Below are 26,127 nucleotides of genomic sequence, written 5' to 3'. Positions count from 1 at the left end.
TCGGGCCGCCCTGATCCCGTACCGGTTCCCACGGACTCCGTACCGCCGTCATCGGGCCCCGAGACGACCTCTGAACCGGCCTACGAGTCGGCCCCCGCATCCACTCCCCCAGACACCGTCCCGCCCCCCACTCAGCCGCTCTTCGACGGTGGCCTGCTCCCCGACCCCCACGCGTCCTTCTTCGCGTCCGAGTGCCGAGGTCCATAACGTGAGAACCGAGTACCGGCCGTCGGTCGTGACCCGGGCGGTCCGCACCGCCCGCGCCCTGCCGCTCACCCCGGGCATCACCCTGGCCACTGCGCAACGGGTGCTGCAGCAGATCGTCCGCGACCGCGGCAGCGTCGCGCTCATGCTCGCCATCCCGTGCATGCTGATGGTGATCCTCAAGCTGATGTTCGACGACGCGGACGGCGCCTTCGAGCGCATCGGTCCGCAGGTCTTCGGGATCTTCCCGCTCATCGTGATGTACCTGGTCGCGTCGGTCTCGACGCTGCGCGAGCGCACCTCGGGCACCGCCGAGCGGCTGCTGACCATGCCGGTGCAGCGGCTGGACATCGTGCTCGGCTACAGCCTGGCGTTCGGTTTCCTGGCGCTGCTCCAGGCCGTACTGGCGACGCTGCTCTCCGTGGGGCCACTCGGGCTGGACATCAAGGGGCCGCCGTACCTACTCATGATCATCGCGATGCTGGGCGCGCTCCTCGGGCTCGCGCTGGGCCTCCTGGTCAGCGCCTTCGCGCGGAACGAGTTCCAGGCGGTGCAGTTCCTGCCGGCCGGAGTGCTGCCGCAGTTCCTCGTATGCGGCCTGTTCGTGCCCCGTGAGGACATGAGTGACGGCCTCTCGGCGGTGGCCAAGGTGATGCCGATGACGTACGCGGTCCAGGCCGCCGGCGAGGCCGCCCGGCACGACGGGGTGACCGGCCTCTTCGTACGGGACGCGCTGCTGATCCTGGGGTGCGTGATCGTCGTACTGCTCGCCAGCGCGGCCACGCTCAAGCGCTGAGCCACTGAGCGGAGAAGCCGGGCGGGTACGACAGTGAGGTGGGCCCGGCTCAACCGCCGGACCCACCTCACTGCGTCCTGCCGGAACGTGTACCGGCGTCTCAGTACCCACCACCCGAGGTGTTCCAGCCGAAGCCGCCCTGGAGCTGGCCCGTGGAGGGGAACATGAACGGGCCCATCTGGATCGGGCGGGCACCGGGCTCCCCGTCCGAGGGAACCGCGGCCGACGCGGACGACGCCGACGACGTGGACGGGGCAGCCAGCGCGGACGGAGCGGCGCCGCACGTGGCGAGGGCGACAGCGATCACGGATGCGGCCGCGGCACGTCGCAGGAACGACATGAATTCTCCTTGTATGGGGCGGGATTTCTGCCGGACACCGAAACCTTAATAGCGACACCGGCCGCAATCACGGGGTTCCCGGAGTTTCCGCGTTTCTTCCCTCAAAGGGGTACGACAAGGCCGGAAAACAAGGGGAGTTGGCAGCACATTGGCAGCACAGTAGAAAATCGATTTTCGTGAAAAACTGAGAGACGAGCCTCAAACTCCGAGCAGCGCGTCGTCCCACCACCACGCCACCGTGGGCAGCCCCCGGGGCGCCGATCGGTCGTCGTCCGCGGGCGATTCGGCCCATTCCAAGGGCGCCTCGTCCATGGGGTCCGGTACGCGCCCGAGGCTCAGGTAACGCGGTACTCGGAGTCCCCACTCCGCATTGCCCCGAATGCCGTACCGCAGGCCCTGCAGGTAAGTGCTCAGCTCCAGTCCGGCTCCCGGACGCACCCGGTCGTGCACGGCCATGAAGCGCAGCAGTACCCGGTCCCGCAGCCGCGTGGCGGTCGCGGCGGCCTCCGGGAGCGGCGCCCCCGTCTCGTGCATCAGCACGCTGTAGACGTTCTGATCGGTCTGGTCGCGGGCCAACTCCTTGCGGAGGGAGTGCCGGTCGTTGTCCAGGGCCGCGACCATGATGGCCATCTCGGTGAGCGCGCGAACGGCCGGCCGCTCCATGTCCTGCGCTGGCACCTCCAGTCCGGTGGCCAACTCCAGCATGGCGAACGGCGGTTCGCCACCCGCCGACAGCAACCGCATGGCGACGTACTCGTCCAGGCCCGGCATCCGGCCGGCCGCGGCGTTGCCGATCTGCCAGGTCACGCCGGAGAGCCAGGCACGGTGGGCGGCGGCGAACCGCCGCACCTGGAGGGGCGTACCAAAGGACCGGAACTGTGCCGCGATCTCCTGCAGCGCCGGGATGAACCCGTCCGACTCGTCCCGCGCGGACGGCGCCTCCAGCGCGCGCTGCACACGGCCGGCCAGCGCGCTGAAGTCGGCGGGCCGGGTGCTGAACGGGCCGTTGTCGCACCGGTGGTCATCGAAGGCGAAGCCCCAGTACACCCACAGGGAGGTCCACAGCAGACGGTCGTCGGTGGCGGCGTCGGGAGCGAAGCGGGCGAAGAAGTCGGTACTGCACGAGGCGGTGACCCACGTGCGCTCCTCGGCGGTCGCGCACATGGGGCTGGTCCGGATCCACTCCTTGGCCCGTTCATCGACAATGTGGGCACGCGGGTGCCTGGCGGATTCCAGGGGGCAGAAGATCGGCGGGAGATCGATCTCGTTGACGGTCATGGCCATGAACAGCACCTCTTGCCCTTGCTGACGACGACGGCACGAACGGGCCTCATCCTGCAACGGTCGTCGCCGGGCGGCAGTGACGTACATGCCCCTGGCAGGCATTCCCCTCTAACAGGGCAGAAGTTGTCCGACGTTGACGGTCACGCGCCGCGCGCTCCGTCCTCGGCTTCGCTCTTCTCCTCCCCCTCCTCCGTCCAGTTGTCGATCTGAGCGATGGCCCAGTGCGCCCAGTCGCGCGAGGCGGGGAGCATGTGGAGGCCGAAGCCGGCCGCGAGGTGGCCGAAGGCGAGAGGATCGGGCAGTACGCCGTCGGCCGGGTCGACGTCCGCGGACTCCACCAGGGCGGTCAGGGCGTCGAGATCCCGCTGGACGGCCGCGGCGTATTCGGCGAGCACGACGCGTGCCTCCTTCGGGTCCAGCGCGAAGAGGAGAAAGAGCCGGAGTACGAACTCGTTGCGTACGACCGGGTTACGGGGCGGATTCAGCAGCCATTGCCGCAGGTCCGCGCGGCCGGCCTCGGTGATCGCGTACGTCTTGCGGCCGCGCGCGCCCTCCTCGACGACCTCGGCGAGGCCGTCGGCGGCCAGCCGGTTGAGCTCTTGGTAGACCTGGTTGTGCTTGGCGTGCCAGGCGTACCTGTCGAGGCTCCGCTCGAACTTCTTGGTCAGCTCGTAGCCGCTGCCGGCCTCGTCGGCCAGCAGCCCCAGCAGTGCGTACCGCAGCGACATCGCGTCTTCTCCGCCTCTTCGCCTCTCCGCCCCGTCTCCTTGCTGCGCTCACCTTAGTCGAGTGACAGGTAGAAGTTGACATGTGTCGCACCACGTGTCAGTTTCTACGTGTCCAAGAAGAACTAACGCTGCATACGGGGGCGGAGAGCATGAGGCTGGGACCGAACACGGCATCAGGACAGCCGGCGGAGTCCGGCAAGCGGGAAGCGGACGAACAGGCAGCGGGCGGACGGGAATCGGGCGAGCGCTGGTCGACCGGCCTGTGGCAGACGATCTCGACCCTCGTCTGGGACGTGGGACTGTCGATCGGCGTGTACTACGCCCTGCGGGCGTTCGGGACGAGCGTGTACGTGTCGATGCTCGGCGCCACACTCGCGGCCGCGCTCCGCGTGGCATACGTGGCGCTTCTCCCGCGCCGCTTCGATGTGTTCGCGGCGTTCATGCTCTCCGTATGGGGCGTCGGCCTGCTGCTGTCCTTCGTGAGCGGCGACGCGCGGTTCGTACTCGCCAAGGACTCGGTACCGACCGGCCTCGCGGGACTGATCTTCCTGGGTACGGCGGTGGCCGGACGACCGATGATCTTCGCCGTCATTCGCCGCACGCAGGGCCGCACGGCGCGGGCCCGTGCCGAGCTCGACCAGCGGTGGGCCGGTGAGCCCGCGTTCCGGCGCACCGTGACGATCATGACCTGTGTGTGGGGTGCCAGCATGCTGGCCGAGGCCGTCTTCAGGCTCCCGATGATCTACATGCTGCCGGTCGACGCGGCCACCGGCCTCTCCGGCCTGCTGCAGATCGCCACCTTCGTCCTGCTCACCTTCTACACCGTCATCCACCGCAAACTGGCCACCCGCCGCACCGCGGTCCCTCCGCGCTCCCCAGGCGCAGCGGCCGCATGCAGCGGACAATGAACCCAACGGGCACCCGAACCCGACGCACAGGGTGCGCCATGCAGTTCCGAGAGAGCAGTGCCCCGTACCCATAGTGGTGGGTGATCTTTATGGGGCACCGGTCCCGCACTTTCGGTACAGCCCGCGCACGAAGCGCCGCGGGCCTGCTGGCAGGGTCCGCCGTAGTCGCCCTGGTCCTCGGCGGCTGCTCGTCCGGCGACTCGTCCGGCAGCGCCTCGAAGACGGTCACCAGCACATCGACCGTCACCACCCGGCCCGGCTCCTCCGCCGCCCACACTCCGCCGTCGTCGCAGCATTCGGAAGGTGCACGGACATCGGCTCCGGCGACCGTCCGCGACCCCGCGGCCACCGTCGAGGCGTACTTCGACGCCATCAACGCGGGCGACTACCAGGAGGCGTGGGAGCTGGGCGGCAAGAACCTCGGCGGCTCGTACAGCTCGTTCACCGACGGTCTGGCGGACACGGTGCAGGACACCGTCCAGATCCTCGGTGTCGACGGCGGCGTGGTCACCGTCCATCTCGACGCACTGCAGACGGACGGCTCGGTGCGCTCCTTCGCCGGTACCTACACCGTGAGCGAGGGCGTCATCACCGGCGCGTCGGTACGGGACGTCGGCGGATCGACGCCCGAGGAGCCGGGTGTGACGCCAGAGGAGTCCGGGTCCACGCCCGAGGAGTCCGGGGCGGCGCCGTACTACCGGGTCTGCGCCGATGCCCGTGACGCGGGCGCGGCCCCGATCCAGTCCGGCGAACCGGGTTACGCGGAGCACCTGGACCGTGATCATGACGGCACGGCCTGCGAACCGTACGAGCCGTGATCTCGGGCGGCGGCGGACGGCGCCCAGTCCCGGGCTGCTGTTTTGCGTGACATCGCCCACGCCGTTCGGCGGCCGCCCGCTCCCTGACCGTCCCGCTCGGGGGGAGTTGTCCACAGGCTCAGCGGCGGGGTGGGTCGGGCTCGTAAGCTGCCTGGCATGAACGACGTGGACGATGGGCTGGACGAAGCCCCGGGTGGCACGGGGGCAGTCCCCGGCCCGGGCGGCGGTGACGCGCGGACCGGTGGGGCGCCGGGCGGTGAGGCCCTGGAGGTGCTGCACCGGGTCTTCGGGTACGACGCGTTCCGCGGCAGCCAGCAGGAGATCGTCGAGCACGTCATCGGCGGTGGCGACGCCGTCGTCCTCATGCCGACCGGCGGCGGCAAGTCGCTCTGCTATCAGATCCCCTCGCTCGTGCGGCCCGGCACGGGCGTCGTCATTTCCCCCCTCATCGCGCTGATGCAGGACCAGGTCGACGCGCTGCGCGCGGTCGGCGTGCGCGCCGGGTTCCTGAATTCCACGCAGGACATGGAGGAGCGCCGCCTGGTGGAGGCGGAGTTCCTGGCCGGCGAGCTGGACCTGCTCTACCTCGCGCCGGAGCGGCTGCGCGTCGAGCAGACGCTCGGTCTGCTGGACCGGGGGAAGATCTCCCTCTTCGCCATCGACGAGGCGCACTGCGTCGCCCAGTGGGGCCACGACTTCCGCCCCGACTACCTCGCCCTGTCGATGCTGCACGAGCGCTGGCCCGAGGTCCCCCGGATCGCGCTCACCGCTACGGCCACCGAAGCCACCCACACCGAGATCACCTCGCGGCTGCGGATGGAGCAGGCCCGGCACTTCGTCGCCAGCTTCGACCGGCCGAACATCCAGTACCGCATCGCGTCCAAGAGCGAGCCGAAGAAGCAGCTCCTGGACCTGCTGCGCACGGAGCACGCCGGGGACGCCGGCATCGTGTACTGCCTCTCCCGCGCCTCCGTGGAGAAGACCGCCCAGTTCCTGGTGGAGAACGGCATCGCTGCCGTGCCGTACCACGCCGGTCTCGACCCGCGTACGCGCGCGCACCACCAGTCGCGCTTCCTCCGCGAGGACGGCCTCGTGGTGGTCGCCACCATCGCGTTCGGGATGGGCATCGACAAGCCGGACGTGCGCTTCGTGGCCCACCTCGACCTGCCGAAGTCGGTGGAGGGGTACTACCAGGAGACCGGCCGCGCCGGGCGGGACGGCCTCCCGTCCACGGCCTGGCTGGCGTACGGCCTGCAGGACGTGGTCCAGCAGCGGAAGATGATCGACGGCTCCGAGGGCGACGAGGCGCACCGGCGGCGGCTGGCCGCGCACCTCGACGCGATGCTCGCGCTGTGCGAGACGGTGGAGTGCCGGCGGGTGCGGCTGCTCGCGTACTTCGGCCAGGAGAGCAAGCCGTGCGGCAACTGCGACACGTGCCTGGCGCCGCCGCAGTCCTGGGACGGCACGGTGCCCGCGCAGAAGCTGCTGTCGACGGTCGTCCGGCTGCAGCGCGAGCGCGGGCAGAAGTTCGGCACGGGCCAGATCGTCGACATCCTGATGGGCCGGAAGACCGCCAAGGTCATCCAGTTCGACCATGACGCGCTGAGCGTGTTCGGGATCGGCGCCGACCTGCGGGAGGCCGACTGGCGGGGCGTCGTACGGCAGTTGCTGGCGCAGCAGTTGCTGGCGGTCGAGGGTGACTACGGCACGCTGGTGCTGACCGGGACGAGCGGCGAGGTGCTGCGCGGCGACCGCCAGGTCCTGCTGCGGCGCGAGCCGGAGAAGCCGGCCCGGGCGGCCAGGGCGAAGGCCGCGAAGGGCAAGCGCGCGCCGGTCGATCTGCCGGCGGAGCTGCTGCCGGTGTTCGAGGCGCTGCGGGCGTGGCGCGGGGCGACCGCGAAGGAGCAGGGGGTCCCGGCGTATGTGATCTTCCATGACGCCACGCTCCGCGAGATCGCCACGGCCCGGCCGTCCACCATCGCCGAGCTGGGTACGGTCAACGGCGTCGGCGAGAACAAGCTCGCGAAGTACGGCGAGTCGATCCTGGAGGTCCTCGCCGAGGGCCCGGCGGGCGGTGCCCCGGCGGGCGGCGCCCCGGCGGGCGGCGCCCCGGCGACCGGTGCCGGCCCGGCCGCCGTCGGGACGAGTGGCGGTCCGGCCGGTGGGGCCCCGGTGGCGGCCGCCGCTGCCACGGCCGGCGCGAAGGTCGCTGCACCTGAGCCCGACGAGCCCTGGGACTGGGACATGGAAGAGCCGCCCATGGACGACTGGTAGAAGCCGAAGGGCCCACGGACGGGCCCATACCGCGGTCAGCTCCCGGCGTCATCGGCCCCGGCGCCGCCAGTCCCCCGCGAGGTCAGGCGTCAGTCGTCGCAGTGGCCCCGGTGGGCGTACACCGTGACGCGGGCGCCGGTGACGTCCTGGGTGCGACACGGGGTGAAGGCGTCGCGGAGGGTGGTGCGCTTGGTGACCTCCCGGGAGTTCTCGTCCTCCGGCTCGCCGCGCGGGTCGCTGAGCACGACGATGCGCTCGGTGGCGAGCATCCGGGCGCGGATGCCGTCGGCGGGTACCTCCGTGCCGTACAGCGTGCCCGAGGAGTCCGGCGCCCGGGACAGCGCCAGATCGGTCAGGTCGCGGAACCGCTCCGGCTCGGACAGGGTCCACACCCGACGCCGGGCCGGCATGAAGAGCAGCCCGTCACCGGGCTCCGCCACCGCCCGTACGGCCCGGACGACGGCGGTGGCGTCGTCCTTCCGGCTCTCCGGGGTGCGCAGGTACACGGCGGCGGGCAGCAGCGCCGCCAGCACGGCCACCAGCGCCCCCACCGCGCGCCGCCTGCGGGCCCGGCCGCCGTCGCCGCCGAGCGGCCGGAACACCCGGTCCAGGGCGGCGCCCATCAGGAGGGCGAAGCCGACAACGTAGTAGAGGACGTAGCGGTCGACGTACATCGGCTTGAGCTGCGAGAGCAGCAGCAGGGTGGCCGGCGGCGCGATCAGCAGCGGCAGCGCGAGCGGGCGCAGCCGGACCGGACCGTGCGCCGGCCCGCGCGTCCGTACCGGTACTCGAGCACAGACCACGCCCACCACCGCCAGCACCCCGAAGGTCACCAACTGCACGGGGTCGGGCCACAACACCCAGCCGAGCTGGGCCGACTGTCCCGCACTGAAGAGCGCCATCGGCGCGAGACCGGCGATCACCACCCCGGCGGCCACGAGCCAGGTACGGCGGACGGCACCGCGGACCGCTCCCCGCACGCCGGACAGCACCACCGTCGTGCCGTGCGCCACGAGCACCAGCACGGCGAACTCGTGCAGCAGACAGGCGACGAACGTCACGAGCACGTACGCGGTCCACCAGCGCCGCGCGGCACCGGGCACGCCGAACAGCCCGAGTCGCGGCGCGTCCACGGCGGCAGGGCTCGCGGCGAGCGCCCGGACGAGGAAGTACGTGGACCAGGTGACCAGCGCGCAGACGAGCGCGTACGACCGGCCCTCCTGCGCGTACTGCTGCACGAGCGGCAGCAGCGGGAAGACCAGCCCCGCCGCCACGCCCGCGCGCTCCCCGGCCACCCGCGCCCCCAGGAGCGCGACCCCCGCGGCGGCCGCGGTCATCGCCAGTACGGAGGGCAGCCGCAGGGTCAGCACGCCACCGCCCACGACGTCGAAGAGGGCGTGCATGAAGAGGTAGTAGAAGCCGTGCACGGCGTCGACGTTCTGCAGCGTGTCCCACAGCTCGGGGAGGCTGCGGTGCGCCATGTCGTAGGTGACGACCTCGTCGCGCCACATGCTGCCCTGGCGGCGGACGCCCCACAGGCCCAGCGCCAGCGACAGCGCGCACGGCGCCGGCACGACCCTGGTCCAGGGCGCGGACTCGGCGCGTACGTGGCCCGTGGCGGTCCGGACGTTCAGCGCGGTATCGATGGCGGGCTCCCGAGCGGTCGGAATCGGGTCTGGCGCCCCGGACGGATCGCCCGCCCTACGGTACGCGCAACGCCCCGGCGGAACCGGGGCGTTGCGGTGCGTACGGGACGGGTCGCCGGGTCAGCCCACGCGCGTGAGCTTCGCGCCGAAGGTCGGTTCGGCGAGGTCCTTCTGGAGCGCCACCGGGACGGTGGCCTGGCCCGGCCCGCTACCCGCGGTCAGCACGCCGACCTTCGTGCCGGCCTTCGCCGTGTGCGGGATGGCCTTACCCTTGTCCGTCAGCCCCAGCTTGACCGTCAGGCCGTTCCAGCCGACCGCCTTGAGGTCCTCGGTCGCCACGACCGGCGTGGTGCCGCCGAGGCCGTCGTCCACCACGCCGACGACGTCGCCCTCCTTCACGACCGTACGGTCCTCCAGGGCGCCCTGGGTGGTCGTGAGCAGGTCCTTGCTGATGGCGTTGGCGGTGTCGATGATCGGCGGCCGGTGCTGGCCGAGCACCGCGCCGACGATGAGCTGGGTCGTGTCGCCGACCTGCTGCTGTCCGGCGAAGAGCAGGTTGCCGCCCGCCTTCGAGGTGGAGCCGGTCTTGAGGCCGATCGCGTTGTTGTAGGGCGGCAGGGTGTTGAAGTTCCGCCAGGTCTTGCCGGAGGGGTCGGTCCACGACGGCAGCTTGGTGATGTCCACCAGCGAGCGGATCTCCATCGCCTTCTTGCCCAGCTTCACCTGGTCCTGGGCGGTGCTGACGGTGGTCTCGATCAGTCCGCTGGGGTCGGTGTAGGTGGTGTTCTTCATGCCGAGTTCCTTGGCGGTGGCGTTCATCTTCTTGACGAACGCCTCCTGGGAACCGGCGTCCCAACGGGCCAGCAGCCGGGCGATGTTGTTCGCGGAGGGGATCATGACCGCGGACAGCGCGTCCTTCTGCGAGATGTGATCGCCTTCCTTGACGGTGTCGAGGACCGACTCGTCACCGTGCCCGGCACCCTTCTTGCCGTCCTCCTCGGCCTGCTTGTCCACCCGGATCATGTCGCCCTTCTTGCCGGGCTTCAGCGGGTGGTCGCGCATGATGATGTACGCGGTCATCGTCTTGGCGACGCTGCCGATCGGGACCGGCTTCTGCGCGCCGTACGAGCCGATCGGGCCCAGGCCGGACACCTCGACGTACGCCTGGCCCTCGGTCGGCCAGGGCAGGGACGGCTTGCCGCCGTCGAAGGAGTACGTGGCGTCCGAGGTCAGCGTGAGCGCCGGGTCCGGGAGCGGGCGCACGGCCTGCACGATCACGAAGACCAGCAGGACCAGCAGGGCCAGCGGGGTCCAGATCTTGAACCGCCGCACGATGGTGCGGATCGGGGTCTCGGGCGGCGGCGGGGTGTTGGTGAGCTGCGCGAGCAGGTCGAGCGGGGGCAGCGGCTGCTGCTTCGTACGCTCGGATTCGGGCAGCGGGGCCCCTTCGGGGGCAGCGGACGACGGCTGGGCGGCCGGCTGCGGCTGGGTGGTGGCCGGGGCCGCGGCCGGCGGGAGCGGGGCGGACGCGGCGGTGCCGCCGAGGACCTTGGGGTCCTTGGCGTCCTTGGCGGTGTCCGAGGCGGCGCCGGCCTTGGCGGCCGGCTTGTCGACGGCCTTGCCGACCGGCTTCGGCGGCTTGACCGGCCGCTCGTCCGCCGACTTCAGCGCGACGAACTGACTGGTCCGCTCGGCGTCCCGCTCGGCAGCCGCCTTGCCGGACTTCTCGGCGTCTTCCTTTTCCTTACCGGAGTCCTTACCGGATTCCTTACTGGGCTTCTCGGCGCTCTTGGACGCCTCGCCACCCTTGCCGGCCTTGCCGGCCTCTTCGCCCTTGCTGCTCTTGCTGTCCTTGGCGCTCTTGGCTGCGGCCGCGGTGCCCTTGGCGTCCTTGCTGTCCTTGGGCTCCTCGCCGCCCTTGGACTCCTTGCTGCTCTCGGACGCCTTGCTGTCTTCGGACGCCTTGCTGTCCTCGGCGTCCTTCTTGGCGCCGCCTCCGTCGCTCTTCTTCGCGTCCTTCTCCGCGTCTTTCTTGGCGTCCTTCTTGGCCTCGCTGCCGGTGGGCTCGGCGTCCTTGGGCGTGGCGGCGGCTTCGGCCTTCTTCGCCGTCTCGGACCGCTTGGGGATGGCAGCCGCCGTGGCCTTCCGGGCCTCCGCGTCCTTCTTGGCGCCGTTCTCCGCGGCCTTCTCGGCGTCCTTGGCGGGAGCCTCCTCCGCACCCTTCGGCTTTACGGCAGCAAACACTCGGGTGGCGTCATCGGTGGGGGCCGACTTCGGGGTCACGGCGCGGAAGACGGCCGTCGGCTGGTCCGGCTGACCGGCGCCCTTCTTGGCCTTGCCGCCGGGCTTCCGTACGGGCAGCGCGGACTCCGCTTCGGCGCCGGCCGCGCCCTCGGCGGCCTCGTCGCCCGCAGGGGCCTCAGAGGCGCCGGAAGGGGCCTCAGGGGCGTCCGCGCCCGATTTCGCGCCCCCCGCGGCCTCCGCGCCCTCCGCGCCCTCCGCGCCCTCCGCGCCCTCCGGGGCATCCTTGCCCGCCACCCAAGCGGCCACCGCAGCCTTGAGCCGAGCATCGCCGCCCTCGCCACCCTCGGGCGCGTCCGAGCCGTCCTCGGGGTCGTCCGAGTCGCCCTTCGCACCGTCCTGGCCGTCCTGACCGTCCAGGTCGCCCTCGGAATCGCTCTTCTCCCCGGCCGCCGCAACCGGATCCGGCTCCGCAGGCGTCTCCGTCGACGCTTCCGTGGACGCCTTCTCGGATGCTTCCCCGGACTCGGGTTCCTTCTCGGAGGTCTCCGTATCCGTCGGTGCATCACGGAAGACCGCGAGCCGCGGATCGCGTTCGCTCTCCGCCGTCTCCCCCGACGACTGCTTCTGCTCCGACCTGTCGGGGGACTCGCCCGCCACCGGTATCTCCTTCATACGTCGCGCTGCTGATCTGCCCAGTGTTGCCAAGTGTCCTGTGTGCGAGAAGCGCGGCGCCGCCGCCGCGCGGTCCGGGGCTCGCGCCCCGCCCTCAGAGGCTGTCGCCCTCGCAGTAGACGAGAACGACATACCTACCGGTTCCCTGCCGAATCACCCAGGCACTCTCGACAGATGAATGTGAGAGGGGTCACCCTGTCATTCATCCACGCGGGGAGGCATGGATGGGCAGGAGCCGCAGAACAATTCCGGAGGAGCTTCTGCTGCTCGCTTTGGACCCGGCCACGGGAACCACAGCGCAGCCGCAGTCGCTCGACCTCGGCCTGGCCGGGGCCCAGCTAGTAGAGCTGGCTCTGGCAGGACGGATAGCCCCTGACGGGGATCGTATCGCCGTGGTGATGCCACGGCCGACTGGAGATCCGACACTGGATTCGGCGCTCGAGTTGCTGCGACGGCGCGGCAGCCCGGTGCGCGCGGTCCACTGGATCGGCGGGCCCCGGCTGGGGCTGCGCCAGACCTACCTCACGCATCTGGAGCGGTGCGGCATGGTGCATGCCGTGGCGGGTCAGATGTGCGGGGTGCTGCCGACGACTCGCTACCAAGCGACGGACACGGCCATCAGCCGGGAAATCAGGGCCCGGCTGGACAACGCGATCCGCACCGGCGTACCACCGGACCCGCGGACCGCGGCGCTCGCCGCACTGGCCCACGCGGTCGGCCTCGGCAAGCACCTCTACCCCGGTAACGAGGGGCGTTCATCGCGCTCCCGCCTCCGGGATCTCATCCGGCACGACCCCATGGGCGGGCTGGTCGCGCACGCCGTCATGGACGTGCAGAACGGCGTCGCGGCGCAGCCGAGGCGCGCAACGGCAGCGGGGCCCGGCCCCGGAGCCGGCCGGCAGCCGGCCGCCCGGGCCACGGACGGGACGCCAGGCGTTCCGGCACAGCCAATGCGGGGCAGCATGGCCCGCGTCGGCGCCCGTTAGCCGGACGGAAGCACCCCGGTACGGACAGAACCGGGCGGACAACGCCCCGGTACGGACGGATTCCCGGGGCGGACAGGACCGGGACGGACAGGAACCGGACGCACCTCACAGGACGGGACAGCAGCAGGACGCCGCCGACCCCAGGGCGGCACCGGCACGAGCAGCGTTCGCGCGGCAGCAGCGCGCGACGACTGCCTGCCGGACCCCTCCCGTCCGCAGCAGCACCCCTTCCGCACGACCGCAGTACCGACAACGTAGCGCCCGGTGCCGAACCGGCCGCCAACACGCAGTACCCGGCGGCCGAACAGCCGGTAACGCAGCACCCGGCAACACACCGCAGCACCGTCCCCAGATCCCGTCCGGGAGCCGCACCAAGCGCGGGGTGGTGGACCTGCCGTTCTGGACGACGGCGAGCCCACCACCCCGCGCCCCTTTGCGCCCTTTCCCGGCCCCACCGGACCGCCTGTCGGCCCGCGCCCCAAACGGCGCTCCCGCGGCTCCCCAGCGGGCGCGTACGGGCCGCACACCGCCTTCCAGGCCCCCGCCCCGGCTCCTCCGGCCCAGACCCCGCACGCCGGTTCCGCTTCCGCTTCCGTGCGCGCTCGCGCACACGCCCCGTACACGCCCGTACGCGCTCCCGGTATCCGCCCGTACGTCGCAGCGAGCGCCGTCCGGCCCGGCGCATCCCGTAGGACGTCTCGTACCCGTGCCCACCTTGTCCGGCCATTTCCCAGCGCGGCGCCGACCAGTGGTGGCAATCTGCTGAACAGGAAAAAACAGCAGTCCGGAGCCGGAGGTGCACGTCCCGTGGCGTCCAATGTGAATCCCACCGTCAGGCGACGCCGGTTGGGCCAGGAGCTGCGCAGGCTCCGGGAGCTCAAGGGCATGACCGCGGAGGAGGTCGCGGAGCGGCTGCTGGTCTCGCAATCGAAGATCAGCAGGCTTGAGAACGGCCGCCGCAGCATCAGCCAGCGCGACGTCCGAGACCTCTGCGGGGTGTACGAAGTCGAGGATCACCGCATCGTCGATTCGCTGATGCAGATGGCGAAGGATTCGCGCCAGCAAGGCTGGTGGCACGCCTTCGGCGACATCCCGTACAGCGTCTACATCGGCCTGGAGACCGAGGCCGCCTCGCTGCGGGTGTACGAATCGCTGCTCGTGCCGGGTCTGCTGCAGACGCCCGGCTACGCGGAGGCGGTGATCCCGGGGACCGTCCCGGAGCTGGCGCCGGACCAGCTCGAGAAGCGCATCCAGGTCCGCATGCGGCGTCAGGAGCGGGTCAGCGATCCGCACAACCCGCTGCGGCTGTGGGTCGTGCTGGACGAGAGCGCGCTGCGTCGCGTCGTGGGCAGCCACCTCATCATGCGCGAGCAGCTCGAACACCTCGTGGAGGTCAGCAAGCTGCCGCATGTGACGGTCCAGGTGCTGCCGTACGACACGGGTGCGCACGCCGGGATGTCGGGGACGTTCTCAATCCTGGAGTTCGACGACGCGGCCGACTCCAGCGTGGTCTACATCGAGGGCGTCACGAGCGACCTGTACCTGGAGAAGACCAACGACGTGCACAAGTACACGATCATGTACGAGCATCTGCGGGCCCAGGCGCTCAACGCCGACCAGAGCCGGGAGTTCATCGCCGAGGCCGCCAAGCGGCATGCCGACAGCACGAGGTGAGGCGCGGGCCGGGCGGCGAATGAGCCGGCCCGGCGGGACTTCACCTGGCGGGAAACGGCCCGCAAGGCGGCCGAATAGCGAATTCCGGATCGGAAGTGGGCACGGTACACCTGGGCCGGTTTCCTTGAAAAGAGATCAAGGAATATGCCATACGAATGAGTGACACCCCTCTGGCGTCGGTGATGTTGGCGCGTAGCGTCATGCATACCGAATCCGCGCCAAGTCGCGGCAACCCAGAGTGAGTCGGAGTAAACATGGCAACCAAGCCCAATTCCGCATTTTCCTGGACGAAGTCCTCGTACTCCGGTGGCAACGGCGCCTGTGTGGAGATCGCCGTCCCGACGACCGAGGCCATCGCGGTGCGCGACTCCAAGGACCCCGACGGTCCCCGCCTGACGTTCGACACCGCCGCCTGGAGCACGTTCGTGGCGGAGGTCGGCGCCGGTTCGTACGACGTGGCCTGAGCGGCCCGTCGTCCAGCCCCTCAGAAGTTCAGATTCCGCACCCAAATCCGCACAGCCTCACATCTCTACAACTCCACAGTTCTACAACTCCATCGCCTCACCACACCGCACCACCGCAACGAGCCCTCTCGACTGGATCGCCGTCCCGGCCGAGGGGGCTCGGCCTTCCCGCCGGTCCGGCGTCACGCCTCCCCGACGACGCGCCGCCCGGCGGCAGTTGGCGCAGGCAGGAACACCCAGGAGTGCCCACAATGCGGATAACTGTGCGAGCCGTACGTCCGGAGACATAAGCTCCCTGCACCTTGCAGCTAACGCCGGTTAACGACGTGAGTGCGAGACGAGCGATTGGAGCCAGCCACCATGCCCGGAGCCGCATCCGCCACTGCCACGACCGTCTCCACGGCCGTATCCCTGGCCACGACCGCCGACTTCGCCGCCGGCTCCGTAACCGCAGCGCCCGTTCCGGAGCTCGCCGGGCGGGCGTCGCGGACCGGGGCCTCGCCCGTGCGGGAGATCCTGGCGCTGACCGCGCGGCCCGAGGTGATCTCGTTCGCCGGCGGGCTGCCGGCGCCGGAGCTGTTCGACGCGGAGGGCATCGCCGACGCCTTCCGGCACGTACTGGCGGACCGTCCGCAGCAGGTGCTGCAGTACTCGACCACCGAGGGCGACCCGGCGCTGCGCGGGATCGTCGCCGGGCGGGCGACCGCGCGCGGCCTGGCCACCGGCCCCGACGACCTGCTGATCACCACCGGCTCGCAGCAGGGCCTCACCCTGTTGTCGACCGCGCTGCTGGAGCCGGGCGACACGGTCGTGGTGGAGGCGCCCTGCTACCTCGCGGCGCTGCAGATCTTCTCGTTCGCGGGCGCCCGGGTGGTGTCCGTGCCGTGCGACGACGACGGGCTGGACCCCGAGGCGCTGGACGAGATCGTCGCGCGGGAGCGGCCGAAGCTGCTGTACACCGTGCCGACGTTCCAGAACCCGACCGGGCGCACGCTGCCCGCCGAGCGCCGCGCCGCGATCGGTGCGGTGGCGGCGCGCCGCGGGCTGTGGATCGTGGAGGACGACCCGTACGGCGAGCTGCGCTTCGAGGGCGAGCCGGTGCCGTGGGTGGCGACCTTCCCGGGCGCCGAGGACCGTACGGCGCTGCTCGGCTCGTTCTCCAAGATCATGGCGCCGGGGCTGCGGCTGGGCTGGCTGCGCGCGCCCGCCGCGCTGCGGCGCGCCTGCGTGATCGCCAAGCAGGCCGCCGACCTGCACACCTCGACGATCGACCAGGCAGCGACGGCGCACTACCTGGCGCACGCCGACCTGGCCGCGCACCTGGGCCGGGTGCAGGTCGCGTACCGCGAGCGGCGGGACGCGCTGCTCGCGGGGCTGGGCGACGCGCTCCCGGAGGGCTCGCGCTGGAACCGTCCCACGGGCGGCATGTTCGTGTGGGCGCAGCTGCCGGCCGGGTACGACGCGACGGAGCTGCTGCCGTCGGTGGTCGAGCACGACGTCGCGTACGTCCCGGGGGCGCCGTTCTTCGCAGGGCAGGCCGACGCGGCGACCATGCGGCTGTCCTTCGTGACGCACTCCCCGGAGGAGATCCGGGAAGGTCTGCGGCGACTGGGCGCGGCCCTTCGCTGACGCCCTTCCGCCTACGGCCCGTCATGCGACGCGTCGTACGAACCGTCGGGTGGCTCCGTATACGACCTCCCCTCCTGCACCGCACGGGATCCCGCTCCCGTGTGGTGCTTTTTTCTGTGCGGATTTGCTGTGTTGAGCCTGGCGAAGTGTCCGTTCATGGTGCGGGCGCCGTCGTAGGCACGACAACGAGGCGTGGGGTCAAGAGAAAGTAAAATCGTTCGGTTAGGTGACCCAGGTTCACATCCGTGACCTACGGGCCCCCTTGACCAGGCACCGTGCCAACGGTTCAATCCCGGAAGTCCCCACTCCCGCACGGGGGCGCCGCCGAGGCGAAGTGCGTTTGCGTTCTTGCACGTTCACAAGGCGGACCCCTTGGAGGGGGCATGAACGGTCTCGACTGGACTGTGCTCATCGGATACTTCGGCGTCATGGTCGCCATCGGCGTGTGGTCGCACAAACGCGTCGACAACGTGAGCGACTTCTTCACCGCGGGTGGCCGGATGCCCTGGTGGCTGTCCGGCATCTCGCACCACATGTCCGGGTACAGCGCCGTGATGTTCACCGGGTACGCGGGCATCGCCTACCAGTACGGCATCACCTCGTACGTCACCTGGTCCTTCCCCATCGCGATCGGCATCGCCATCGGGGCCAGGCTCTTCGCCGGCCGGCTGAACCGGCTGCGCTCCCGGCTGCACGTCGCCTCGCCACTCGAATACCTGAAGACCCGATACAACCTGCCCACCCAGCAGGCGCTCGCCTGGTCGGGCGTGCTGCTGAAGATCGTGGATGTGGGCGCCAAGTGGGCCGCGATCGCGACCCTGTTGTCCGTCTTCACCGGGGTGTCGCTCAACCAGGGCATCCTGATCACGGGCGTGGTCACGGCCGTGTACTGCACGGTCGGCGGGCTCTGGGCGGACGCCCTCACCGAGCTGGGGCAGTTTGTGATCCAGCTGCTGGCGGGCGTGGCGATGCTGGTGACCGTGCTGTCCGAACTGGGCGGCGTCAGCGCGCTGTGGACGGTGTGGGACCGGCTGCCGGACACCCACACCCAGCCGACGGTCGGCCCGTACACGCTGACGTTCCTGCTCGCGTACCTGTTCATCAAGACCTTCGAGTACAGCGGCGGGATGTGGAACCAGGCGCAGCGCTACATGGCCACGAGCAGCGCCCGTGAGGCGCGGCGCTCGGCACTGCTGTCGGCCGCACTGTGGTTCGTCTGGCCTGTGGTGCTGTTCTTCCCGATGTGGGTCGCGCCGCTGCTCGTGAAGGCGGAGAAGCCGGACGCGTCGGACTCGTACGCGCTGCTCACCGAGCAGCTGCTGCCGCACGGGCTGCTGGGCCTGGTCATCGTGGGTTTCTTCTCGCACACGATGGCGATGTGCTCGTCGGACGCCAACGCCATCGCGGCGGTGTTCACCCGGGACATCGCGCCGGCCGTCTCGGCGAAGGCACGTGACTGGTCGCACCGGGCGGGGCTGGTGGCCGCGCGGCTGTCCACCCTCGCCTTCCTCGGCCTGTCGATGGCGATCGCGACGCAGGTGAACTCGCCGGCCTTCGCCGGCATCATCTCGGTCGTGATCAAGTGGGTGGCCGGACTCGTCGGGCCGATCTCGATCCCGTTCCTGCTGGGTATGCTGCCGCTCTTCCGCAGGTCGGGGCCGATCGCGGCGCTGACTTCCTGGGCAGCCGGCCTGTTCGCGTTCTGGCTGACGAACTACGGGATCGCCGACGTCTCGCTGCAGATCCAGATCGTCTCGCCGGTCGCCGTCTCGCTGGTGCTCTTCGTGCTGATCGGACTGGTGAAGCCGGAGGCCACGCCGGAGCGGGACGCGGTACTGGCCCGGATCAACTCCGACGGGGACGACGACGGTCCCGGTGCGGCGGCACTGGCCGTACCCGGGCAGTCCGCTCGGCAGGACCAGAAGAAGCCGGTGTAGTCGCCGCAACGAAGTCCCGCGCAGCCGCCGCAACCGGGAGGCGCCGCTGTGCCCGTAGGGCAGCGCTGTGCCCGTAAGGCAGCGCTCGGCCCATGAAGCAGCGCTACGGGCTCACGCCCTCGGGTACCGCGCCAGCCATCCCGGTGCCGAGTTGCCGGGTCCGTGGAGCGCCGGTCCCTGGGTCATCTCCATGGCGAAGTCGTCGGCGAGCTGGAGGACGGTGGCGCGGCCCTCCAGCTCGACCAGCCAGACCGGCGGCAGCGCCGTCTCGCCGTGCAGCGTGCCGAGGAGGTTGCCGCACATCGCGCCGGTGAGGTCGGAGGCGCCGCCGTGGTTGACCGCGAGCAGCAGCCCGTGCCGGATGTCCTCGGCGACCAGCGCGCAGTACACGGCGATGGCCAGCGCGCTGCCGGCATGTCCGCCCTCGCCCAGTGCCTCGACCCGGGCGGGGGTCGGCATGCCCTGCCGTACGGCGCCCAGCGCCCGCTTGAGCGCGTCGGTGGTCTCGTCGTGGCCGGGGCGGGTTGCCAAGTGCGCCAGCGCCTTCTGGACAGCGCTGTCGAGGTCCTCGCCGCGGGCGAGGGAGTGGGTGATGACGGCGAGCGCGCCGGCCGCGAGATAGCCGGTGGGGTGGCCGTGGGTCTGTGCCGCGCACTCCACGGCGAGCTGGAAGACGAGCTGCGGCTCCCAGCCGACCAGCAGCCCGAAGGGGGCCGAGCGCATCACCGCGCCGCCTCCGTTGGCCTGCGGGTTGCGGGGCGCGTCCAGGGTGCCCATGACGCCGTCACCGAGGCCGGAGAGGCACTCGCGGGCCGGGTCGCGGCGGGCGTACAGCCACTCCTCGCGGGCCAGCCAGCCGTCGTCGGTACGGCGCTCGTCCGGGCCCCAGTCGTGCTGTGTGACGGCCCAGCGCCGGTAGGCGCGGTACAGGTCGGTGGGCGGGTGCCAGGCGCCGGTGTCACGGCGCACCTGGGCCCGTATGAGGCCGTCGACGGTGAAGAGAGTGAGCTGGGTGGCGTCCGTGATGGCGCCGCGCTGTTCGAAGACCACGGCGTAGTCCGTGAGGCCCTCAGCGCCGTGTGCCTGGCGGAGGGCGTCGAGCGAGGCGTGCGCGGCGCCCGAGCCGAGCGCGTCGCCGATCGCCCCGCCCAGCAGGCAGCCGCGCACCCGGCTGCGGAAGTCCTGCTGCTCGGCGCGGCCCCAGATGGCGTTGCCGCCGCCCGCTGCGCTCACTGTGTCCCTCCTGGCACTGTGCCCTCCTGGACCCGTGCTGCCGCTTCCGACGCCCTTCTGACGCTCGCTGACGCAGGGCACTGTAATCGACAGGGTTTCGGCCACTAATGGGCAGGAAGGGAATGCGAAGAGGCGACCAGGAGGCGGCTTTTGATCGCTTCCGGAACTTTCCGGTCACCTGCGCAATATCGGCGCAGGAGTCATCCTCCGCCCCTGGTGTGGGCATGCTCCGACCATGTCCGAGTACGAGTGGGACCGCACGACCATGGCCGTCGTCGCGTGCGCGCTGGCCGGGGACAGCGAGGGGGCGGTGGAGCTGCTGCGCCCGCTCCCCCAGCGCGACACCTGCCATATCGCCGTACGGCTCGCGGCGATGGCCGCCGACGCGCTCATCACCGCGGCGGAGGACGCCGGCGGCGACCGGGCGGAGGCCCTCGCACGCTGGCAGCAGTGCATCCTCCAGCACGAGACGGAGCACAGCGGGGAGGGGTGAGAACGAGTCACCAGGGGCCTCTGGAGACCCGTCGGGGCCTCCGGAGAAGCTCCGGAGGCCCCTGGAGACCCCGTGCGCTACTCCAGTACCGGCAGCAGCTCCGGCAGGTGTCCGTCGGAGCGGAGCGCCGCCTCCTGGCGCTCCTCCGACACCGGCCCGTACGTGGTCGTACGCGCCCGGGCCGGACGCCCGGCCTCCTCGGCGATGGCGACCAGGTCGCGCACCGACCGGTAGGAGCCGTAGCTCGACCCGGCCATCCGGGAGATCGTCTCCTCCATGAGCGTGCCGCCCAGGTCGTTGGCGCCCGAGCGCAGCATCTCGGCCGCGCCCTCGGTGCCGAGCTTGACCCAGCTGGTCTGGATGTTCGGGATGTACGGGTGCAGCAGCAGCCGCGCCATCGCGGTCACCGCCCGGTTGTCGCGCGAGGTGGGCCCCGGCCGGGCGATGCCGGCGAGATAAACCGGCGCATTGGTGTGGATGAACGGCAGCGTCACGAACTCCGTGAAGCCCTCGACACCCTTCTCCAGCGCCGACCGCTGGATGTCGGCCAGCAGCCGCAGGTGGCCCAGCCAGTGCCGCGGCTGGTCCACGTGCCCGTACATCATCGTCGAGGACGAGCGGATGCCCAGTTCGTGCGCCGTACTGATGACCTCGACCCAGGTGGCGGTGGGCAGCTTCCCCTTGGTCAGCACCCAGCGCACCTCGTCGTCGAGGATCTCGGCGGCCGTACCGGGGATGCTGTCCAGGCCCGCCTCCTTGGCGGCGGTCAGCCACTCCCGGATGGACATCCCCGTACGGGTCGCGCCGTTGACGACCTCCATGGGCGAGTACGCGTGCACGTGCATCCCCGGGACGCGCTCCTTCACCGCCCGCGCGATATCGAAGTACGCGGTACCGGGCAGGTCCGGGTGGATGCCGCCCTGCATGCACACCTCGGTGGCGCCCACGTCCCACGCCTGCTGGGCACGGTCGGCCACCTGGTCCAGCGAGAGGGTGTACGCGTCGGCGTCCGTGCGGCGCTGCGCGAAGGCGCAGAACCGGCAGCCGGTGTAGCAGACGTTGGTGAAGTTGATGTTGCGCGTGACGATGTACGTGACGTCGTCGCCGACCGTCGCCCTACGGAGGTCGTCGGCGATGCCGCAGAGCGCGTCCAGGGCGGGCCCGTCGGCGTGCAACAGGGCCAGCGCCTCGTCATCCGTGAGCTTCGCCGGATCCTCGGCTGCCTGCTTCAGGGCGGCCCGTACGTCGGTGTCGATGCGCTGGGGCACCATTCCGGGGGCCGCCGCCTCGCGCAGCGCCTCCCAGTCGCCGTAGACCTCGTCGAAGTCGTTGCGGCGGTCGCCGGTGCGGCCCTCGGTGTCGATGGTGCGGTGCAGGTCCGTCCGGCCCGAGCCGTGCAGCGAGAACTCCTCGTCCGGCTCCTGCCAGGGGTGCCCCTCGACCACCGCGTCCTCGCGCGCGAGGCCCGTCTCGGGGTCGGCGAGCGCCCGGACGTGCGGCAGCAGCCGCGGGTCCAGCCAGGGCTCGCCGCGCAGCACGAACTCCGGGTAGACGGCGAGGCGTTCCTTGAGCGCGAAGCCGCTCTCCGCGGACCGCTCGGCCAGCTCCTCGATCTGGGGCCAGGGGCGCTCGGGGTTGACGTGGTCCGGGGTGAGCGGCGAGACACCGCCCCAGTCGTCGATGCCGGCCCCGATGAGCCGCCCGTACTCGGAGTCCACCAGGTTGGGCGGCGCCTGGAGGCAGGCGGACGGGCCCAGGATGTGCCGCGCGACGGCGACCGTGGCGACCAGGTCGTCCAGCTCCGCGTCCGGCATGCCGCGCATCGCGGTGTCCGGCTTGGCGCGGAAGTTCTGGATGATCAGCTCCTGGATGCCGTGGTACGCACGGGAGACGCGGCGCAGCGCGAACAGTGACTCCGCGCGCTCCTCGTAGTTCTCCCCGATGCCGATCAGCAGTCCGCTGGTGAAGGGCACGGAGCTGCGGCCCGCGTCCTCCAGGACGCGCAGCCGTACGGCGGGCTCCTTGTCGGGCGACCCGTAGTGCGGGCCGCCGGGCTCGCTCCACAGCCGCTCGGCGGTGGTCTCCAGCATCATGCCCATCGAGGGCGCGACCGGCTTGAGCCGCTGGAAGTCCGTCCAGGACATCACGCCCGGGTTCAGGTGCGGCAGCAGCCCGGTCTCCTCCAGGATGCGGATCGCCATCGCGCGCACGTAGGCGAGCGTGTCGTCGTACCCCTCGGCCTCCAGCCACTCGCGCGCCTCGGGCCAGCGGTCCTCGGGCTTGTCCCCGAGGGTGATCAGGGCCTCCTTGCAGCCCAGTTCGGCGCCGCGGCGGGCGATGTCCAGGACCTCGTCCGGGGACATGAACATCCCGTGCCCCTCGCGGCGCAGCTTGCCGGGCACGGTGGCGAAGGTGCAGTAGTGGCACTTGTCGCGGCACAGACGGGTGAGCGGGATGAAGACGCTCTTGGAGTACGTGATGACGCCGGGTCGGCCCGCGGCGTCCAGCCCCGCGTCCCGTACCCGGGCGGCGGAGGCACACAGATCGTCCAGGTCGTCGCCGCGCGCCTGGAGGAGGACGGCCGCCTCGGCCACGTCCAGCGCCACGCCGTCCCGCGCGCGCCTCAGCGCCCGGCGCATGGCGTTCGCGGTCGGCGCGGGGCGCCGGTTTCCCTGCGGGGGCTGCTCGGGTCCCTGCGGCAGTTGCTCGGATCCCTGCGGGCTGGAAGTCATCCTCCGAGGATACGAGCGGGCGCCGGAGCGACCGACGGGCCACGGAGACCGTTTTGTGTGCGGATGATCACGCCATACGGAGGTTCCCTCCGACTACCGTCGGGCAGACATCCGGGCGCCTCTTCGGCCCCTGGGCCCCTGGATCGCCGCCCGCGCCTCACAGGTACTCCGCGTACGCGTCCAGCGCCCGCAGCACCTCGCCCTCGCCCGCCGCCGGCAGCTGCACCACCACCTCGTCGATGCCCAGCTCCTGAAAGTGCGCCAGCTTCCCGGCCGAGGGACGCACCCCGTACGGGACCACCACCGGCTCCCCCTCGCGCCCGGCCTCGGTCCACACCCGGCGCAGCTCCGGCAGCGCGTCCGTCAGCCCCCGCCCGCCGATCGGCAGCCAGCCGTCCGCGTACTCCGCGGCGTGCGCGAACAGCGTGGGCCCTGCCCCGCCGCCCACCAGGATGCGCGGCGCGCCCTTCGCCGGCTTCGGGTGCGCGTGGCTCGCCCGTACGGAGCCGAAGGCCCCCTCGTACGCGGTCGGTTCGTCCGCCCACAGGGCCCGCATCAGCGCGATCCGGTCCCGGGCGAGCGCCCGTCGCGAGGACCACTCCACCCCGTGGTCGGCGGCCTCCTCCACGTTCCAGCCGAAGCCGACGCCGAGCGTGAACCGGCCGCCGGAGAGGAAGTCCAGCGTGGCGACCTGCTTCGCGAGGCCGATCGGGTCGTGCTGGGCGACCAGCGTGATGCCCGTGCCGAGCGTCAGCCGCTCGGTGACGGCCGCGGCCTGGCCGAGCGCGACGAACGGGTCGAGGGTGCGGCCGTACTCGCGCGGCAGCGGCTCGCCCATCGGCGCCGGGGTGTCGCGGGAGGCCGGGATGTGGGTGTGCTCGGGCAGGTACAGCCCGGCGAACCCGCGCTGTTCCAGCTCGCGGGCCAGCCGCACCGGCCGGATCGTCTCGTCCGTCAGAAAGATCGTGGTGCTGATGCGCATCCGTAACACCTCCGTGCAAGGCGGGCACTCGCGTGGCGCTCGGTCACCGTATGCCCTACTGTCCGAGGCCGATCACATACGTACGGGGGTTTTCACATGCATGCCACACCGGCACGGAACACGGCTGCCCGCGGCACGGCCGCGCGGAACGCGCTGGCCACGATGCTGCTGATCGGCGCGGTCGTCGCGGCGCCCACGGCGGCGTACGCGACCCCGTCCCTCTCGGGCGGCTCGCACGGCAGCAGTAGCAGCAGCGGCGGATCGAGCTCCGGTGGCGTGTCCAAGACCGGCTCCAAGGGCAGCAGCTCCGGCGGCTTCCACTCCTCGGGCGGCTGGAGCGGCTCGAACAGCTCCAGCCACGGCGGCGCGGTGCCCTACTGGTGGTTGATCGCCCTCGTCGTCGGGGGAGGCGGCCTCGTCTGGCACTTCGTCCGCAACCGCGCCAGCAGCGACTGACCGCCCGCCCGCGGCCACTCCCCCGCCCGCACCCGTTCCGCTCGGCGTCACGGCGGCGTACAACGGTGTCGCACGTTCCAGTGAGGACGTCCGGAGGCAGGGGGCACGGATGCGGCGGCGTGACGTACTGAGGATGACGGCTGTTGCGGGGGCCGCGGGGGTGCTTACGCTCGATACCGTGAACTTCGCCGGCGCAGTGGACCGCACGGACGGGGACGGCTCCCGCCGCGAGGAGACCCGTACGGTGCGGGGCCACCTGCCCACCGGCGCCCCCGACTTCGTGTACGTCCCCGTGGAAGTCCCGTCCGGCGTCCGCGAGATCGCCGTCTCGTACACGTACGACAAGCCGCCCGTGCCCGAGGGTACCAACGGCAACGCCTGCGACATCGGCATCTTCGACCAGCGCGGCACGGAGCTGGGCGGCGCCGGATTCCGCGGCTGGTCGGGCGGGGCCCGTACGGAGTTCTTCCTCCGCTCCGACGCCGCGACGCCCGGCTATCTCCCGGGGCCGATCCGCCCCGGCACCTGGCACATCGCCCTCGGCCCGTACACCGTCGCTCCCCAGGGCCTGCGGTACGGGATCACGGTCACCCTGCGGTACGGCGCCTCCGGCGAGACGCCGAAGCCGGTGTATCCCCCGCAGCGCGCCAAGGGCCGCGGGCGGGCCTGGTACAGAGGCGACAACCACCTCCACAGCATCCACTCCGACGGCAAGCGCACCCCTGCAGAGATCGCCGCGCTCGCCCGCGCCGCGGGGCTGGACTTCCTCACCACGACCGAGCACAACACCACCTCCTCGCACGGCGCGTGGGAGGGACTGTGGGGCGACGACCTGCTCATCCTCACCGGTGAGGAGATCACCACGCGCAACGGCCACGTCGTCGCGATGGGCACCGACCCCGGCGTCTTCCTCGACTGGCGCTACCGCGCCCGGGACAACGCCTTCGGGAAGTACGCCCGCGCCGCCCGCCGGGCCGGCGGCCTGGTCATCCCGGCCCATCCGCACGCCACGTGCATCGGCTGCAACTGGAAGTTCGGGCTGAACGAGGCCGACGCGGTGGAGGTGTGGAACGGCCCGTACACCCCCGATGACGAGGTCACCCTCGCCGAGTGGGACAACACGCTGGTCGCGCACGCCCAGGGCCGCGGCGCCTGGCTCCCGGCCGTCGGCCACAGCGACGCCCACCGCGACCCGGACGTCGTGGGCCTCCCGCAGACCGTCGTCCTCGCCGACGACCTCTCCCGCGAGGCGATCCTGGCCGGCATACGGGCCGGCCGCGTCTGGATCGCCGAGTCGGCCGAGGTCGGTCTGGCCTTCTCGGTCATCGGCGGGCGCGGCGAGCACGCGGGCATCGGCGAGCGCCTCCGGGTGGACCGTACGTCCCCGGCGACCGCCCACCTGGAGGTGACCGGCGCCCCGGGCTGCACGGGCTCCTTCATCACGGACCAGGGCACGCGGTACACCGCACCGCTGTCGTCCTCCGGCTCCGGCACGCTCACCTGGCAGACCACGCCCGACAACGCCGCGTACATACGGGCCGAGGTCCGCCACCCGGCGACCACCGGCGGCCTGCCGGGCCCGATGGCGGCCATGACCAATCCGGTGTTCCTCGGGCCGGCCTGAGCC

20 protein-coding genes are annotated in these 26,127 nt (G+C 71.4%); 12 read left to right on the top strand and 8 right to left on the bottom strand.

The genetic code is table 11. The annotated features are described in order from the left end of the window. The first annotated feature begins 208 nt into the window (after window positions 1–208). Entirely contained in the window at window positions 209–1,000 is a 792-nt protein-coding gene (locus IG84_RS0103540) for an ABC transporter permease (RefSeq protein WP_245659207.1), read from the top strand. A 100-nt stretch (window positions 1,001–1,100) separates the two neighbouring features. On the opposite strand, the gene IG84_RS0103535 is transcribed toward IG84_RS0103540, so the two are convergent. The 3 genes from IG84_RS0103535 to IG84_RS0103525 form a co-directional block, all read right to left on the bottom strand. Further along, entirely contained in the window at window positions 1,101–1,340 is a 240-nt protein-coding gene (locus tag IG84_RS0103535) for a hypothetical protein (RefSeq protein WP_031051183.1), read from the bottom strand. A 198-nt stretch (window positions 1,341–1,538) separates the two neighbouring features. Then, window positions 1,539–2,624: a terpene synthase family protein gene (locus IG84_RS0103530; RefSeq protein WP_157848805.1), complete on the bottom strand. Its 1,086-nt coding sequence runs from the start codon at window positions 2,622–2,624 to the stop codon at window positions 1,539–1,541. A gap of 140 nt (window positions 2,625–2,764) precedes the next feature. Then, entirely contained in the window at window positions 2,765–3,352 is a 588-nt protein-coding gene (locus IG84_RS0103525; RefSeq protein ID WP_031051180.1) for a PadR family transcriptional regulator, read from the bottom strand. 149 nt (window positions 3,353–3,501) lie between these two features. Between IG84_RS0103525 and IG84_RS0103520 the strand changes: the two genes are divergently transcribed. From IG84_RS0103520 to recQ, 3 genes are all read left to right on the top strand, one after another. Continuing rightward, window positions 3,502–4,260, top strand: a complete 759-nt coding sequence (locus IG84_RS0103520) for a VC0807 family protein (RefSeq protein WP_051861329.1) — start codon at window positions 3,502–3,504, stop codon at window positions 4,258–4,260. A gap of 89 nt (window positions 4,261–4,349) precedes the next feature. Then, on the top strand, window positions 4,350–5,078 hold the full coding sequence (locus IG84_RS0103515) for an excalibur calcium-binding domain-containing protein (RefSeq protein WP_078648579.1): 729 nt from the start codon (window positions 4,350–4,352) through the stop codon (window positions 5,076–5,078). A gap of 156 nt (window positions 5,079–5,234) precedes the next feature. Next, the gene (gene recQ / locus IG84_RS0103510) at window positions 5,235–7,352 is read left to right on the top strand and encodes a DNA helicase RecQ (RefSeq protein ID WP_078648578.1); all 2,118 of its coding nucleotides are present in this window, start codon (window positions 5,235–5,237) and stop codon (window positions 7,350–7,352) included. Between the two features lie 89 nt (window positions 7,353–7,441). On the opposite strand, the gene IG84_RS0103505 is transcribed toward recQ, so the two are convergent. Then, a complete protein-coding gene (locus IG84_RS0103505) occupies window positions 7,442–8,926 on the bottom strand; it encodes a glycosyltransferase family 39 protein (RefSeq protein ID WP_051861327.1) in 1,485 nt (494 codons plus the stop codon). Window positions 8,927–9,118: 192 nt separating this feature from the next. Further along, window positions 9,119–11,914 (bottom strand): D-alanyl-D-alanine carboxypeptidase family protein, encoded by a 2,796-nt coding sequence (locus IG84_RS0103500; RefSeq protein WP_245659206.1) that lies wholly within the window; start codon window positions 11,912–11,914, stop codon window positions 9,119–9,121. A 224-nt stretch (window positions 11,915–12,138) separates the two neighbouring features. On the opposite strand from IG84_RS0103500, the gene IG84_RS0103495 reads away from it, so the two are divergent. The 5 genes from IG84_RS0103495 (at window position 12,139) to IG84_RS0103475 (ending at window position 18,604) form a co-directional block, all read left to right on the top strand. Further along, window positions 12,139–12,900 (top strand): GOLPH3/VPS74 family protein, encoded by a 762-nt coding sequence (locus tag IG84_RS0103495; RefSeq protein ID WP_031051163.1) that lies wholly within the window; start codon window positions 12,139–12,141, stop codon window positions 12,898–12,900. An 807-nt stretch (window positions 12,901–13,707) separates the two neighbouring features. Beyond that, the gene (locus IG84_RS0103490) at window positions 13,708–14,574 is read left to right on the top strand and encodes a helix-turn-helix domain-containing protein (protein ID WP_031051160.1); all 867 of its coding nucleotides are present in this window, start codon (window positions 13,708–13,710) and stop codon (window positions 14,572–14,574) included. Between the two features lie 254 nt (window positions 14,575–14,828). Continuing rightward, on the top strand, window positions 14,829–15,038 hold the full coding sequence (locus tag IG84_RS0103485; protein WP_030261811.1) for a DUF397 domain-containing protein: 210 nt from the start codon (window positions 14,829–14,831) through the stop codon (window positions 15,036–15,038). 360 nt (window positions 15,039–15,398) lie between these two features. Beyond that, a complete protein-coding gene (locus IG84_RS0103480) occupies window positions 15,399–16,667 on the top strand; it encodes an aminotransferase-like domain-containing protein (RefSeq protein ID WP_078648577.1) in 1,269 nt (422 codons plus the stop codon). 383 nt (window positions 16,668–17,050) lie between these two features. Then, window positions 17,051–18,604: a sodium:solute symporter family protein gene (locus tag IG84_RS0103475; protein ID WP_031051153.1), complete on the top strand. Its 1,554-nt coding sequence runs from the start codon at window positions 17,051–17,053 to the stop codon at window positions 18,602–18,604. A gap of 111 nt (window positions 18,605–18,715) precedes the next feature. Here IG84_RS0103475 and IG84_RS0103470 read toward each other — a convergent pair whose 3' ends face one another. Next, the gene (locus tag IG84_RS0103470; RefSeq protein WP_031051150.1) at window positions 18,716–19,837 is read right to left on the bottom strand and encodes an ADP-ribosylglycohydrolase family protein; all 1,122 of its coding nucleotides are present in this window, start codon (window positions 19,835–19,837) and stop codon (window positions 18,716–18,718) included. A gap of 235 nt (window positions 19,838–20,072) precedes the next feature. Between IG84_RS0103470 and IG84_RS0103465 the strand changes: the two genes are divergently transcribed. After that, the gene (locus tag IG84_RS0103465) at window positions 20,073–20,330 is read left to right on the top strand and encodes a hypothetical protein (RefSeq protein ID WP_030261803.1); all 258 of its coding nucleotides are present in this window, start codon (window positions 20,073–20,075) and stop codon (window positions 20,328–20,330) included. A 77-nt stretch (window positions 20,331–20,407) separates the two neighbouring features. On the opposite strand, the gene IG84_RS0103460 is transcribed toward IG84_RS0103465, so the two are convergent. Together IG84_RS0103460 and IG84_RS0103455 are read right to left on the bottom strand one after the other, a co-directional pair. Then, a complete protein-coding gene (locus IG84_RS0103460) occupies window positions 20,408–23,062 on the bottom strand; it encodes a bifunctional FO biosynthesis protein CofGH (RefSeq protein WP_281179307.1) in 2,655 nt (884 codons plus the stop codon). A gap of 157 nt (window positions 23,063–23,219) precedes the next feature. Then, entirely contained in the window at window positions 23,220–24,044 is an 825-nt protein-coding gene (locus IG84_RS0103455; protein ID WP_031051147.1) for a TIGR03619 family F420-dependent LLM class oxidoreductase, read from the bottom strand. A gap of 96 nt (window positions 24,045–24,140) precedes the next feature. Here IG84_RS0103455 and IG84_RS0103450 point away from each other — a divergent pair, with 96 nt between their 5' ends. Beyond that, window positions 24,141–24,500, top strand: a complete 360-nt coding sequence (locus IG84_RS0103450; protein ID WP_031051143.1) for a hypothetical protein — start codon at window positions 24,141–24,143, stop codon at window positions 24,498–24,500. 109 nt (window positions 24,501–24,609) lie between these two features. Next, entirely contained in the window at window positions 24,610–26,124 is a 1,515-nt protein-coding gene (locus tag IG84_RS0103445) for a CehA/McbA family metallohydrolase (RefSeq protein ID WP_031051142.1), read from the top strand. Window positions 26,125–26,127: the final 3 nt, after the last annotated feature.

It is taken from the genome of Streptomyces ochraceiscleroticus (genome assembly GCF_000720485.1).
Lineage (GTDB): Bacteria > Actinomycetota > Actinomycetes > Streptomycetales > Streptomycetaceae > Streptomyces > Streptomyces ochraceiscleroticus.
Note: the sequence above shows the minus strand (reverse complement) of the source record. Positions and strands in the feature narration are given on the sequence as shown.